Raw genomic sequence first — 13105 nt, 5'->3', positions numbered from 1 at the left:
AAACCCCGCCTGGGGTGGGGTGAGAGTAGCTTAGCGTACCCTCTCACCAAGTCGGCGGACTTCTTCTTTCCATACATCCATCCTCTCATCAGATGCATGTTCGCATGGACCAATGGTTGAGATACGGACTGGTGCGACTCCCGCAAATCCTAGAATGCCGCGTGCAATCTCATTGGTGTAGTCGCCGAATTGTACTCGCAAGAAGAGTGGTCGCGTACCGCTCGTGATGATCACGCGAGCACTCTTGCCTTTAAGCATCCGAACCACCGTGTTTGTGCGCTTCCCTTCTGCGTCTTTCTTAAAATTGAAAGCAAACCCGGGAAGCCACATCCGGTCAAACATACCTTTGAGGATCGCGGGCATGGTACACCACCAGTTCGGATAGAGGATCACAATATGATCCGCCCACGTAAAATCCTCCTGCACTTTAATAAGATCTGGCTCAAGCTCCTGAATCTCTTTATACCCTTTGTGAAGTATCGGGTCGAATGACATCTCGCCGATGTTTGTACGTCGAACCTCATGCCCCGCTTCGCGCGCACCGTCTTCGTAGGCGCTTGCAAGCATACCTGAAATAGAATCCAAGTCCGAGTTTCCAACAAGTATAAATATTTTTTTCTTTTCCATATCGACTATTTTTTTAGATACCACTTTTTAATACTTTCGAGAATCGCCGCCACAACAAATACGGCAATACCGTATCCTATCATGACCTCCCCAAAGGAATATGAGAGGTCCCGCCAAGTCCCCAGAAGCGTCGCTGCCCACCACGACGTGAACGAGAGCGACGCCCCTAACCACATTGGAACCCATCGTTTTGAAATAAGAACCGCGTTTATAATGATTACTGCGGTCATCACCTCCTTTGCCCATAATTTTGCACTGTGAAGTGGCCACGTGTGACCTTCCACAGAGACCAGCCACCATACCATGGCGATCCCCGAGAATATGATCAACACCAAACCAACTCGCAATGTGCGATAGTTGGCGTGCATCATGCGCCGTTCGCTTGCATCAACATCGCCGTCTTTGAGGGCCATAAGGTAGAAAACCTCGGCAAGGGTCGCTCCGCCAACACCAAGGATGACCCCTGCGATATGAAGAAAGACTAAGATGTTATAGATATCCATGCTTTAACTTATTTCTTCATTATCTCTTGAAGTTCACTCTGATGCGCTTGCATAACCTCCATAGTGGCGGTCATCTGATCCTTCCCTTCTTTCATCTTTGCTTGGACCTCAACTCCGACTTTCTGGAAGAACTCGGGGTTCTTTTCAATAGCTGCAAATATCTGTTCCTGCTGTTCTTCAGGGACATCTTTCATCTTCGACTTCAATAGTCGCTTCATGATCATATTCTTAAACATATGAGAGGTAGTATATCAAATTATCCGAAACGCCGCAGGTGGTGAGTGTAACTAATCGCCACTCTGTTTGATCTGGTGCATGACCATAGCGCGGAGTGTTCGGCCACTATAATAGAGCGCAAAGAGGAAGACGATAGCTAAGAGTTGTCGAATGAGCGAGAGGAGCCCTTCGTCGTATCCATACCTGATAACCGCGGCGTACTCAAAGAGCACTACCGCTACCGCCGAGATAACAAGATCAACAAAGACGGTCCATCGTTGAAAGGGATTAACGATGGCCCCGCCAAGCGCGAGGAGGACCACAAACACCGTCAGGAAGCTGGTTCCAACCGGAAGGAGATTCTTATAAAACGGCAACGTTGCAAGAATGATGACGCCACCAACAAGGAAGAGAATCCGTACCACATCACCATGATAGTGTGGGACCTGTTCTTCTCCTGACTGTATTGAATATTCTATTGGGTCTTGCATATACCTTTAGTATCCCATATGTGCATAATATAACTAGCACTAACTGTTTAAAACAAGTTCGGGGTCAAATATATCCCCTTCTTGCAATTTATTGTACTTTTCATGCCCACAGAGCGTACATCGGTGGAGTATGCGGTACTCGCTGTGATGCGGCTCAAGTGCGACAGGGCGCATCATGCCGCCACACTCATTTGCGCGGTCTCCCGGCTCATTGTCGACATGTTTGCTCCAGAGACACTCCGGACAGTGGTTGGTATAGCCACTTCCGGGCACCTCGTACCCGCAACGCTCGCATATGAAATCTTCTTCAACTCGTTTAAACATGCCGCAAGAATACCATGTTTTAAATAAAAATTAACGCCTCATTCGAAGTGAGGCGTTAAAAAGAAAACCCCAGTGCATAAGCACTGGGGTTGTTATTTACTCGAAAGAACAGGAATTTTCTCTTACCGAGTGTCGGTCCGCAAAAGCTTGGTCACCCTCCGGATGATTTCACGAAAAGTGTTGTCGCGGCGGTCGTTGATGACGAAGGTGAAAAGACCCTCGTCTTTGATTTCGCCGGTCTCCTGGTTGGCGCCGAGGTCGGCATCAATCTGTCGGACTTCGTAGCGATCCGCGACAACCACACGGCCATTCGGAAGAATCAGACCGACGTAGTTGCCATCCATCGCCGAGCATTCTTTGCTCTCCACTTTGACGAGGAGGCGGTTCGCGTTCTCGAGGTACTTCACCACCTCGTATCTCACTTCCGCATCCTCACAGTTCATGAGAGAGAGATTGCCGGTCCATGTGGTACCAACAAGCTTTTCGCCGACCTTCTTCGAAAGTGGTTTCAGGTCGATCTTTGGCTGCATCGCCTCGGGCGGTGGCTCGGCAAAGCCAGTTTGGCTGCCGGTCGCGGCACACGCCGAGAGCGAGACAATGAGGCCGAACGCCCCAACGAGCATCTTGATATTCATCGAGTGTTCTCCTTTCCTGAATACTCTAATCTAAGCAGATTCTACAGTATTATTCATTTACTGTCAATAGCCTCTAAAGAAAAACGCCACTCGAGGAGAGAACTCCTGGAGTGGCGTTGCTTTGGGTTGGATTCCTTGCCCGGATTCACGTATTACTGTTGGGCTCGAGTTTCGCAACCACTTGAGGAACGTTGCCTTGCTCAAGATACGCCTGGGCTTCGGCAGCTTCGGCCTGTGTCTTCTGCTGATCAGCGAGACACGGACGTCCGGCGGCTCTGAGAGCGGCCGCATTCTCGGGAATCTGGCAGAGTCGCTCGAGAGCGGCTTCCTTCTGTCCGAGAGAACGGAGTTCTCGAGAGTCGAGGCGCGCTTCGCACCCCTCGTCTTTCCAGGTCGTCCCGAAGGACGCACCGATTGCAACGGCACCATTCCCGAAGGATGCGCCGCCACTGGTCGAGCCGTGACAGGTGTTTGCGTACGAGGTCGTAAGACCCGGCGCAACCGCGTCAGGAGCATTGACCACCTTGGTGTTCGAGGTTGAACCCTCGAAGTTCTGGTAGATCGATTGCCCCTGCTGACTGACAGCGCCCGAGCCGCTAACGGCTTGCGCCGCGGCTTCAGCCGAAGTGTCGCCAGCAAAAGCCGGTCCCACCGAGACGAACGCCGCCATAGCGAGTGACGCGAGCATGAGAAGATATTTTTTCATGGCTCACTTCTCCTTTCGAGGGTGTAGAGGAGGGGTGAGAGGAATCTCTCACCCCTTTGGTCATCGACCAGGTCTAGTGACCGTGACCGTGACCGTGGCTGTGACCGGACCAGTCGCCGTAGTCGAAATCGGAAGCGAACGATTCGCCCCAGAAATCGGAACCGGCGCCGGCTTCGGCGTTGCCGGAGGTACGCGCATACGAGTCGCTCATGCCAGACGAAGCACCCGAGGCAGACATGTCACAGCCGCAACCGTCCACGCTGGCACGGGTCGAAACGCTCGCCGCCGTACCGGCGTATCCACTGGCATTGCCAGGGCCGGCAACAGCGAAGGAACCACCCGCGACACCGCTGATAGCGGAGGCGCCATTGGCGAACCCGCCGCTGTAATCGTTGTGATTGCCGCCGCCCGCGAAGGACGGAGCCGAGATGCTGAGGGCGACCAGAGCAAAGACCGCAACGGCGGCCAAGAAGGTTTTCTTGATCTGCATGTGAAATTCCTCTTTCGTTTGTGAAAAGAACGTTCTGCCTCACTTGAGACAAAACCACACCAAAGTGGTGCGGCTCGTAGTATTTAACTCTAAAAAGATGTTTTTGTAAATATTTACATGTATCCATATATATGGTGTAATATTATCCTTAAAATGCCGGCTAATTGCCCGGAAATAGGTTTATTATAAGCCAAAATAAACACCAACCCGGGTTGGTGTTTATTTTCTACATATTTCTACTAAACATTGCCTGTGGTTATCTTCAAAGGATCAGTATGAGAATCCCGGGTAGTTAAAACCGTATCCCCACCTCCATGATGTGGGCATAAACAACCCACCGAACGCCCGGACTCCAAGATACATGATATCCCCCACAAAAGGTGCACGTTTGTTTACCCTCTCTCGCAATAAATCGTCTGCTTGTTTCCTTTCTTCGGCACTTCCTCCTCTCCAGTATTCAATATCATGCTCGATACAGATATCTGTCAGATCTTCACCCCAGATGCTATTTGGCCAGAGGCTGCACCCGTCGGTCGTGAACACGTATGGAGGTGGCACCTCAATACTTGAGTAGACCTCTTTGCGCAACTCTCCAATATCCTGAGGTTCAAAACTTTGATCATCGTGGATTACGATTATCAGCAAGACCAGTATGGCGAGTACGAGTATGTTTCTTTTCTTCATATGTATAGGTAGTATACAAAAAAGTTGCGGTAATGAGGAATCAATAGCATTTTGATTCAGATATGGACACAACCAAAACAAAAAACCCCGCTTCATGCGGAGTTCCGTCGTTTGATCCCTGTCTATTAGTCCACAAAATACAAAACACCTCACGAGATTGTGAGGTGTTTTGTATTTTGTGGACCTGACAGGAATCGAACCTGCGACCTCTTGAGTGCAAAACAAGTGCTCTAGCCAACTGAGCTACAGGCCCATCTAAGTACCGAAGTATTATACCCTACTTTCCTTCTACCGCAAGATTGATCGTGTGTTCAACAAACTCAGAAAAAGAACACCCCACTTCAGAAAGTGCGCGGTTGACGAGGGATTCTTCCCGTAGGTCGGGCTGAGTATTCGCCTCAAGAAAATAGATACCACGCGGAGTACATATGAAGTCTGAACGAGAATACTGACCAAGCCCTAATGCATCGTGCACTAATCGTGTTGCCTCACGAACACGCAGTTTCTCCTCCGCCGAGAGGCCTCCCGGGCAATGTGCGCGATAGAGACCGCTGTGTTTTGCCTCGGTATCAAGATATGGCCTCTCTCCTTCTAACTCAATTTCAATCGGCAAAAGCGTGTAGTGATCTTCACCTCGAAAATTTTTAATTACACCACTAGTAACCTCTTTCCCACGAACATATTCTTCGATCATTATCTCTCCCAGAGATTCAAATGTGTATTCGAGAGCCTGTTCGAGTTCATAAAAAGAACCGACAAAGACGATGCCTCGTGATGATCCACCACGAACAGGTTTAATAAGAAGCGGAAATGGGAAGGTGCGGAATATCTCGAGTGCGCACGAACGAAGATCAGAATTGTGTTCGACTAAACGAGTCATGGGTGTGCGTACACCGAGTCGAGAGACGATTTCCTTGGCGCGCAATTTACTCATCGCAAGCGCTGAAGGGAGAGCTCCAGAGCCGGTGTACGGCACACCGAAGGTGTCGAGAAGTTTTTGTACCACCCCGTCTTCACCGTACTCACCATGGAGCGCATTAAAGACCACGTCAACCTGTTTTAGTGCGCGTTCCGGCGACACCTCAAACCCACGCATATGCCACACACCGTTACGGGAAATGTAGATATCGTGCGTGGTGTATTTCTCCTTTGAGAGATGTTGTAACACACGCCCGCCCGTCTTCAGCGACATATCATAGTCGCTCGATTGCCCACCGCGAAGAACCCCTACCCGTAATTTTGACATACTAAAAGTATATCACGCTCCCACCAGAGCATTAATACCTCTAGAGTCCGCTACGAAGTTTCCTATGATACAAAACTGAAAATCGATGTGCTTCGGCGTTAGCAAGGACGATATCCCGCTCATACTCCTTCATGTAGTCCTTATCGCCAACAAACCCCTTTGGACGGTGATGTTCGTCCTTTACCACCCCAACAACCGGTATTGCATATCCGTATTCAGCAAGAACTTTCTTTGCAATGTTCACTTGCGCAGCACCGCCATCCACAACAATCAGTTTCGGGTAGCGCCACTCACTGTGCCCGAGTCGGCGCGAGAGAACTTCGCGAAGTGCAGCAACGTCATTGTTGGCGTCTCTCGACACTTTGAACTTTCGAAACTCACCTTTCTGCGCTTCCCCGTCTACAATCACAGTCATAACACCCGTTACCTGCTTGCCTGACGTGTGCGCCACGTCATATGCCTCAATGCGGAATGCCTCGGCACGCACCGGCTGATACTCCTCCTTAACGAGCGATACATCCTGAATATGTGTGAGTGCAAAAAGCTGTCGCCTGACCTCTGTCGCCTCTTCAAAACGCTCTTCCTTGGCAAACTGTTTCATCTCGCGTTCAAGCTGTTTGATGAGCTGCTTCTTCTTACCCTCGAAGAAAAGCTTAAGATGTCGCACGGTGCGCGCGTACCCTTTCTTATCAAGCTTCTCGCCCGCTCGCCCCGGGTAGACACCGATTGACTGATTGAAACGCACCGACTTTTCTTGGGCTCTAGTGAGCGTGTCGGTAATTGGAAACTTTGTATCAAAGAATGGAAAGATCTTGCGGATGATTTTAATAGCTTCCTTGAACTGACCCCCTTTTGGGTAGGGACCATAGATTGCTTTTACTCCGACCTGTCCAACTTTGAAAGTTGGCAGATCCTTCCCGCGCACTGAAAGCACGCGCGGAAACATTTCGTTTGTGATGACCACATAGTTAAAACTCTTATCGTCCTTCTCCCTCGAGTTGTAAATTGGCTGATGTTTCTTAATCAAATTCGCCTCAAGTATGAGCGCGTCGAGTACCGAATCAGTTTCCTCCCAGGTAATATCCTTTGCTTCATCGACCATACGTGCAATAAGTGGACTGCGTACGGTTGCGATATCGGAGGCAAAATAACTGCGCACACGGTCGCGCAGACTAGTTGCCTTACCGATGTAAAGTATCTCTTTTTTGGTGCCACGAAAGATGTACACACCAGGTGTATCTGGTAAGTCATTCTTTTTTAAATCTTTTACCTGCATGTATAAATAAGTCGCCGCGGTCATGAGACCGCGGCGGACGAAGGGTCTCTATTCCCCCTCTTCAGCAATGAGCTGGTATGTCCGCATAACAAAATACGGCAACTGTGCGAGCCTACGTGCACACGCCAACTCCCGATTAATACAACAACTTACTTCTTTGTGCGGACGGGACTTAGACTCCGGCCCATACTGTGAGTGGTACGACGCTAGAAAGACCCCCTTTATGGTTATTACACCAAAATGCTTCTTGAGCATTTTAAGCACCTCTTCTTGCGAAAAGGTAATGTTGTTAAACGTTTGTTTCTGGTCAAACATGACAGACCCCCCCTAAATCCTGATTCCAGAAAGATGAGAGCATTCTAAAGTCTTAGATTACCACTACTCACAAAAAAGTCCAACCACTCTTTATTTCTTAAGTACGTGCTTTAAATACTTTCCCGTATACGATTCTTTTGATTGTGCCACTTCCTCGGGAGTTCCTTTTGCAACCACCTTACCACCACCAACACCGCCTTCGGGCCCAATATCGATAACATAATCGGCACTCTTGATGATATCCATGCTGTGCTCAATTAAGATAACCGTATTCCCTTTATTTACGAGTTCCTGGAGAATCTCAATAAGCTTCTTCACATCCTCATAGTGAAGTCCGATTGTTGGCTCGTCGAGCAGGTAAATTGTTTTTTGTGTATGCGGGCGGTAGAGCTCACTTGAGATTTTTACACGCTGCGCTTCACCCCCTGAGAGAGTGGTTGCTGACTGTCCAAGCTCAAGGTAGCCAAGCCCGACGTCATTCAGTGTTTTGAGTCGATCGTAGATAGCCGGGATATCGTTAAAGAATTCAAGCGCCTCTTCAATTGTCATCTGGAGCACCTCGTAGATGTTCTTGTGTTTATATTTCACCTCGAGCGTCTCTTTGGTGAAGCGCTTGCCACCACAAACATCGCACGATACATGCACTGTCGGGAGGAAGTGCATCTCCACTGCAATCGTGCCGTTCCCCTGACATGCTTCGCAACGCCCACCTTTTACGTTGAATGAGAATCGCCCTGCTTTCCAACCACGTGCACGCGCTTCATTTGTTGCGGCGAAGAGGTCGCGGATATGGGTAAACGCACCAGTGTATGTCGCTGGGTTTGAGCGCGGTGTACGCCCGATCGGCGACTGGTCGATAAGGATTGAACGTCCGAGATACTCGGTACCGTCAAACTTCGAACAGTTATATACCTGAGCTGAGCGATACTTTCGATCAAACCGTGCACGGAGGTTTTTGTAGAGAATCTCATAGAGAAAACTCGACTTACCTGAACCGGAAACACCCGTCACGACCGAGAGTCGCCCAAGTGGTACATCCACGTTCATGTTTTTAATATTAAAGATGTTGCCACCGCGCACGATGAGCTTTCCTTTCTCTCCATCACGGCGACTGGAAGGCACTTCAATCACCCTCTCTCCACGCAGATACTCAAGCGTGACTGACTCCGACTTGTTGGTTTTTGCTGTGAGAAGCTCATCAAGCCACCCGGATACAACGATCTCTCCACCATGAACCCCTGCCCCCGGACCGATATCAACAATATAATCCGCCGCATAGATTGTATCTTCATCATGCTCAACAACAACAATCGTGTTGCCCAAGTCGCGCAAGTTAAGCAATGTCTTGATAAGGCGGTCGTTATCACGCTGGTGAAGCCCAATCGTCGGCTCATCAAGCACATAGAGCGCACCGACGAGACCGGAGCCGAGTTGGCTCGCGAGGCGGATGCGCTGCGCTTCTCCACCAGAGAGTGTATTTGCCCGACGATCAAGCGAGAGATACTCAATGCCCACGTCAATCATAAACTGCAACCGACTCAAAATCTCTTTGATAATCACATTTGAGATCTCCTGATCTTTCTTGGTCAGCTTGAGGGTCCCCAAAAACTCATATGCATCCGCTATCGAGAGTGCAGTAAAGTCAACGATGTTCTTGCCGCTCTTTGGGTCGCCACCAAGATAGACACGGAGTGCTTCTGGGCGCAGGCGTGCGCCCTGACACAAATCACACACCTCACTTCCAAAGAAATACTTGGTGCCGAGCCCATTACACTCTGAGCACGCGCCATATGGTGAGTTGAATGAGAAAAGTCGCGGTTCAACCTCAGGAAATGAGCTCCCATCCTCCGGACAGATGAACTTTGCTGAGAGTGTGCGCATCTCTCCATCGGGGCTTTCAATCTTGATCAAGCCATCGCTCTCCTCAAGGGCGCGCTCAACAGCCTCAGAAAGCCGCTCGAGTGCGCTCTTCTTGTCATCAGTAAACTCGCTCACATAGATCTCATCAACAAGCACATCAATATCGTGCTTCTTGGTCTTCTTGAGTTCTATGCGCTCGCGCAGTCTCTTGAGCGATCCGTCGATGAGCACGCGCTCGTAGCCCTTACCAAGAAGATCATAGAGGAGTTGGTAGTATTCCCCCTTCCGCCCCACCACAAGTGGTGAGTAAATACGAAGTTTCAGATCAGAATATTCCGCCCCGAGCACTTTCTTGCTTCCTTTTTTAATGTCAGTCTTTTTGATTGTTGAGAGAATCACCTGTACCACTTCTTCGTGTGAAAGTCTCTTGATTTCGACATCGTGGTGCAGACAGTATGGCTTGCCGATTCGTGCGTAGAGGATACGCAGATAGTCGTAGATCTCGGTAATGGTCGCGACAGTTGAGCGCGGATTGTTCGAGCGACTCTTCTGATCAATTGAGATAGCGGGAGAAAGCCCGGTAATCTCCTCAACATCCGGCTTCTGCATCTGACGAAGGAACTGTCGCGCATACGAAGAGAGTGACTCAACGTATTTGCGCTGCCCTTCAGCAAAGATCGTATCGAATGCGAGCGATGATTTACCCGAGCCGGAGACTCCGGTAAAGACCACCATTTTATCGCGCGGCATCTCAATATCCACGTTCTTTAGGTTGTGTGTCTTGGCACCTCGAACACAGATTTTGTGGGTGCCTATAACGTCTTTATTCTTCTTTTTTGAGTTGTTTTCTGTCATACCACACGGAAAGCCCCAACGCTTGCGCGCATAGGGGTATATAGAGTGAGTATATCAGGAAGATAGAATTATGAAAGCAAAATAAAAACCACCTTACTACCATATATGGTAGTAAGGTGGTTTTTTATTTTTGTCTAATCTTTTCTTTTTCCCCTTCTCCTTGAATTCTTTACCTTTTTAACTTTTACCGGATCTGGAAAAAGGAGAAAGTGTAGCGGGTACTTCTTCTTAAGAGCAGTGAGTCCAAAAGGATTCATAGCAACCGCACGTCCCTTTTCGCGCTTTGCATCTTCTTCGTAAAGTGCCTGTATTGCCTCTTCATAGCCCGGCATCTGATCACGAAGCCACCTATCAACACGACTTATTGTTCCATAGCCAACCTTTAGCTCAATCGCTATCTCATCATATGTCCAATCTTGTAATAATAATCTTGCGATCCAAATACGCCGTCCGAGCATAATGCGTTCACTCTCAGTCAATAGGTCGCGCAAAAAACGTCTCATTGAATCTCGTCCACGCACTCCCGACGTTGCTGTATAGAGCATGTCGAGCGTCTGCATGCGTTCAAAATCAGAGAGGTCGTTAGAGCGTTTCTTCATATACAACCAATACTACCATATATGGTAGTATTGGTTGTTTTTTTGTGCACTTGTTTTACTTAAGCTTTATCCTCTACCTGATTGCTTTATTGTTCATCACCGAACACTACCATATATGGTAGTGTTCGGTGATGTGTGTTGGGTGATGTGTGTTGGGTGTTATGCGTTGTATGTGTTAGATGTTATGTGTTGCGTATTATGTATTAGATATTGAATGTTGAGTGTTAGAGGTGATGGTTATTTGCTTCTGCTTTCGAGTATGTAGATCTCATCGCGGATGATTGCAGCTGTCTCAAAATCGAGTTCTTTGACCGCTTTTTCCATTTGCCTGCGTTTCTCCTTAATGAACTTCTCTGGATTCTTCTTGTAGAGCTCTTTATCAATCGTAAGTAGCGTACTGACTGACTTCTGGTGCTCCGTACGCAACTGCTCAGTGATGTCCTTGATTTGCTTCTTAATGGTCTGTGGTGTGATACCGTGCTCTTTATTGTACGCGAGCTGCCTCTCGCGGCGGCGGTTGGTCTCTCCAATCGCTCGCTCCATAGAGCCGGTCATCTCGTCTGCGTAGAGAATCACTTGCCCGAGAACATTGCGCGCTGCGCGACCAATGGTCTGGATGAGCGAGGTCTCTGAGCGAAGAAATCCTTCTTTATCAGCATCGAGAATACCGACCAGTTCCACTTCGGGAAGATCAAGTCCTTCGCGAAGCAGGTTCACCCCAACAAGCACATCGAACTCCCCTTTACGGAATTGAGTAAGTATCTCGATACGCTCGATGGTTTTTACATCGCTGTGAATGTATGTTGCTTTAATATCCTTGTCTTTCAAGAATTCACTGAGGTCTTCCGCCATCTTCTTAGTCAGCGTTGTTACTAAAACACGCCCGCCTCTCTTTACCGTCTTTTCTGTCTCCGCGATAAAGTCTTGGATTTGTCCTTTGTATGCACCCTTCTCCACAATTGGTTTTACCTCAATCTCCGGATCAACAAGTCCGGTCGGGCGGATGACCAACTCGACTGGTTTGCCTGAACACTCAATCTCATATACACCTGGGGTTGCAGAAGTGTAAAGACTTTCACCGACCCGCCTCTCAAATTCCTCGAAGTTGAGCGGGCGGTTGTCCTTTGCTGATGGTAAGCGAAAACCATATGCAACAAGGTTCTGTTTGCGTGCCTGGTCGCCTGCGTACATTCCACCAATCTGCGGGATGGTCACGTGTGATTCATCGATCACTGTGAGGAAATCCGGCGTACCATCCTTTTTATGAGGGAAATAGTCAAGCAACGTGTACGGCGGCTCACCTTCCTTACGGCGATCAAAGTGCCGCGAATAATTCTCGATACCGTTGCAGTATCCAATCTCACGAATAAGTGCAAGGTCTTGTTGAGTACGTCGTTTGAGGCGTTCTGCTTCAAGCGCCTTCCCTTCTCGCTCAAACTTCTTGAGTTGCGAAGCAAGCTCCTTTTTAATGTCTGCGATTGCCTGCGCGCGTTCGTGCTCGGGCGTGACGTAGTGCTTCGCCGGAAATATGAAAAGATTCTCTCTCTCCTCAAGTATTTGCCGCGATAGCGCGTCAATGACCGTGATGCCGGTCACTCCTTCCGGGGTCATGGTGATACGATAAATAACACGCTCACCCGTTGGCATGATCTCGATATAGTTCCCAAGTGCACGAAAGGTGCCGGGGGTAAGGTCGGCGTTGGTGCGCTCGAAATAAATATCAACGAGTTTACGTATGAAGTCAGCCCGCGAGAGCTTCTCGCCAACAGCCACATTAAGATGCACTTTTTTATACTCCTCGGGGGAACCAAGTCCATAAATACACGAAACCGATGCAACAATGATGACATCATTGCGAGTGAGGAGCGCTTGAGTTGATGCGTGACGTAGACGATCAATTTCTTCGTTGATCTGTGCTTCTTTCTCAATATAAGTATCAGAAGTCGGCACGTATGCCTCCGGCTGGTAGTAGTCGTAATACGACACGAAGTAATGTACCGCATTCTCGGGGAAGAACTCTCGATACTCTTGCGCAAGCTGCGCGGCGAGGGTCTTGTTGTGCGCGATGACCAAGGTCGGCTTTTGCACCTCTTCAATAACACTCGCAACCACGAAGGTCTTCCCCGAGCCGGTCACTCCTAAAAGCGTCTGGTGTCGTTCGCCTCTCTTTACACCCTCTGTAAGTGTCTTGATCGCACCCGGCTGATCTCCGGCGGGTTTATATGGGGAGTGGAGTTTAAACTTCTTCATATGTTATCGAAGAGCATATCAGAGAGGG

Annotated in this window: 15 protein-coding genes and 1 tRNA gene; all 16 read right to left on the bottom strand. The window is 49.0% G+C overall.

Annotated elements, in window-relative coordinates; all coding sequences use genetic code 11:
* Window positions 1-30: 30 nt before the first annotated feature.
* On the bottom strand, window positions 31-627 hold the full coding sequence (locus tag OQJ98_01965) for an NAD(P)H-dependent oxidoreductase (GenBank protein MCW9054724.1): 597 nt from the start codon (window positions 625-627) through the stop codon (window positions 31-33).
* 5 nt (window positions 628-632) lie between these two features.
* Window positions 633-1130, bottom strand: a complete 498-nt coding sequence (locus OQJ98_01960; GenBank protein MCW9054723.1) for a hypothetical protein — start codon at window positions 1128-1130, stop codon at window positions 633-635.
* A gap of 8 nt (window positions 1131-1138) precedes the next feature.
* Complete coding sequence (locus OQJ98_01955; GenBank protein ID MCW9054722.1) at window positions 1139-1366, bottom strand: hypothetical protein; 228 nt, start codon at window positions 1364-1366, stop codon at window positions 1139-1141.
* A gap of 51 nt (window positions 1367-1417) precedes the next feature.
* Entirely contained in the window at window positions 1418-1837 is a 420-nt protein-coding gene (locus OQJ98_01950; GenBank protein ID MCW9054721.1) for a hypothetical protein, read from the bottom strand.
* Window positions 1838-1876: 39 nt separating this feature from the next.
* On the bottom strand, window positions 1877-2161 hold the full coding sequence (locus tag OQJ98_01945; GenBank protein ID MCW9054720.1) for an RNHCP domain-containing protein: 285 nt from the start codon (window positions 2159-2161) through the stop codon (window positions 1877-1879).
* 122 nt (window positions 2162-2283) lie between these two features.
* Window positions 2284-2796 carry a hypothetical protein gene (locus OQJ98_01940; protein ID MCW9054719.1) on the bottom strand — a complete coding sequence of 171 codons (513 nt, stop codon included), beginning with the start codon at window positions 2794-2796 and terminating at the stop codon, window positions 2284-2286.
* 145 nt (window positions 2797-2941) lie between these two features.
* Complete coding sequence (locus OQJ98_01935; GenBank protein MCW9054718.1) at window positions 2942-3502, bottom strand: hypothetical protein; 561 nt, start codon at window positions 3500-3502, stop codon at window positions 2942-2944.
* A gap of 73 nt (window positions 3503-3575) precedes the next feature.
* Window positions 3576-3992 (bottom strand): hypothetical protein, encoded by a 417-nt coding sequence (locus tag OQJ98_01930; protein MCW9054717.1) that lies wholly within the window; start codon window positions 3990-3992, stop codon window positions 3576-3578.
* A 270-nt stretch (window positions 3993-4262) separates the two neighbouring features.
* The gene (locus OQJ98_01925; GenBank protein MCW9054716.1) at window positions 4263-4676 is read right to left on the bottom strand and encodes a hypothetical protein; all 414 of its coding nucleotides are present in this window, start codon (window positions 4674-4676) and stop codon (window positions 4263-4265) included.
* A 179-nt stretch (window positions 4677-4855) separates the two neighbouring features.
* Window positions 4856-4929: transfer RNA gene (locus OQJ98_01920), tRNA-Ala, on the bottom strand.
* Between the two features lie 24 nt (window positions 4930-4953).
* Window positions 4954-5922 carry an ATP-grasp domain-containing protein gene (locus tag OQJ98_01915; protein ID MCW9054715.1) on the bottom strand — a complete coding sequence of 323 codons (969 nt, stop codon included), beginning with the start codon at window positions 5920-5922 and terminating at the stop codon, window positions 4954-4956.
* A gap of 40 nt (window positions 5923-5962) precedes the next feature.
* Window positions 5963-7198, bottom strand: coding sequence for a GIY-YIG nuclease family protein (locus OQJ98_01910; GenBank protein ID MCW9054714.1), 1236 nt, complete (start codon window positions 7196-7198; stop codon window positions 5963-5965).
* A gap of 48 nt (window positions 7199-7246) precedes the next feature.
* Window positions 7247-7513: a hypothetical protein gene (locus OQJ98_01905; GenBank protein MCW9054713.1), complete on the bottom strand. Its 267-nt coding sequence runs from the start codon at window positions 7511-7513 to the stop codon at window positions 7247-7249.
* 90 nt (window positions 7514-7603) lie between these two features.
* Complete coding sequence (gene uvrA / locus OQJ98_01900) at window positions 7604-10228, bottom strand: excinuclease ABC subunit UvrA (protein MCW9054712.1); 2625 nt, start codon at window positions 10226-10228, stop codon at window positions 7604-7606.
* A 134-nt stretch (window positions 10229-10362) separates the two neighbouring features.
* Complete coding sequence (locus OQJ98_01895) at window positions 10363-10827, bottom strand: trp operon repressor (protein ID MCW9054711.1); 465 nt, start codon at window positions 10825-10827, stop codon at window positions 10363-10365.
* 237 nt (window positions 10828-11064) lie between these two features.
* Complete coding sequence (uvrB, locus tag OQJ98_01890) at window positions 11065-13077, bottom strand: excinuclease ABC subunit UvrB (GenBank protein ID MCW9054710.1); 2013 nt, start codon at window positions 13075-13077, stop codon at window positions 11065-11067.
* Window positions 13078-13105: the final 28 nt, after the last annotated feature.

This window comes from Candidatus Paceibacterota bacterium (assembly GCA_026195275.1).
In the GTDB taxonomy this organism is placed as follows: Bacteria; Patescibacteriota; Minisyncoccia; order Phycocordibacterales; family JABMNX01; genus JABMNX01.
Note: the sequence above shows the minus strand (reverse complement) of the source record. Positions and strands in the feature narration are given on the sequence as shown.

What these genes read in the sequence shown, in the direction of transcription:
- OQJ98_01955 (MCW9054722.1), bottom strand. Translation starts at nt 1,366, where the DNA reads ATGTTTAAGAATATGATCATGAAGCGACTATTGAAGTCGAAGATGAAA.
- OQJ98_01965 (MCW9054724.1), bottom strand. Translation starts at nt 627, where the DNA reads ATGGAAAAGAAAAAAATATTTATACTTGTTGGAAACTCGGACTTGGAT.
- uvrB (MCW9054710.1), bottom strand. Translation starts at nt 13,077, where the DNA reads ATGAAGAAGTTTAAACTCCACTCCCCATATAAACCCGCCGGAGATCAG.
- uvrA (MCW9054712.1), bottom strand. Translation starts at nt 10,228, where the DNA reads ATGACAGAAAACAACTCAAAAAAGAAGAATAAAGACGTTATAGGCACC.
- OQJ98_01895 (MCW9054711.1), bottom strand. Translation starts at nt 10,827, where the DNA reads ATGAAGAAACGCTCTAACGACCTCTCTGATTTTGAACGCATGCAGACG.
- OQJ98_01910 (MCW9054714.1), bottom strand. Translation starts at nt 7,198, where the DNA reads ATGCAGGTAAAAGATTTAAAAAAGAATGACTTACCAGATACACCTGGT.
- OQJ98_01930 (MCW9054717.1), bottom strand. Translation starts at nt 3,992, where the DNA reads ATGCAGATCAAGAAAACCTTCTTGGCCGCCGTTGCGGTCTTTGCTCTG.
- OQJ98_01915 (MCW9054715.1), bottom strand. Translation starts at nt 5,922, where the DNA reads ATGTCAAAATTACGGGTAGGGGTTCTTCGCGGTGGGCAATCGAGCGAC.
- OQJ98_01960 (MCW9054723.1), bottom strand. Translation starts at nt 1,130, where the DNA reads ATGGATATCTATAACATCTTAGTCTTTCTTCATATCGCAGGGGTCATC.
- OQJ98_01905 (MCW9054713.1), bottom strand. Translation starts at nt 7,513, where the DNA reads ATGTTTGACCAGAAACAAACGTTTAACAACATTACCTTTTCGCAAGAA.
- OQJ98_01950 (MCW9054721.1), bottom strand. Translation starts at nt 1,837, where the DNA reads ATGCAAGACCCAATAGAATATTCAATACAGTCAGGAGAAGAACAGGTC.
- OQJ98_01935 (MCW9054718.1), bottom strand. Translation starts at nt 3,502, where the DNA reads ATGAAAAAATATCTTCTCATGCTCGCGTCACTCGCTATGGCGGCGTTC.
- OQJ98_01925 (MCW9054716.1), bottom strand. Translation starts at nt 4,676, where the DNA reads ATGAAGAAAAGAAACATACTCGTACTCGCCATACTGGTCTTGCTGATA.
- OQJ98_01940 (MCW9054719.1), bottom strand. Translation starts at nt 2,796, where the DNA reads ATGAATATCAAGATGCTCGTTGGGGCGTTCGGCCTCATTGTCTCGCTC.
- OQJ98_01945 (MCW9054720.1), bottom strand. Translation starts at nt 2,161, where the DNA reads ATGTTTAAACGAGTTGAAGAAGATTTCATATGCGAGCGTTGCGGGTAC.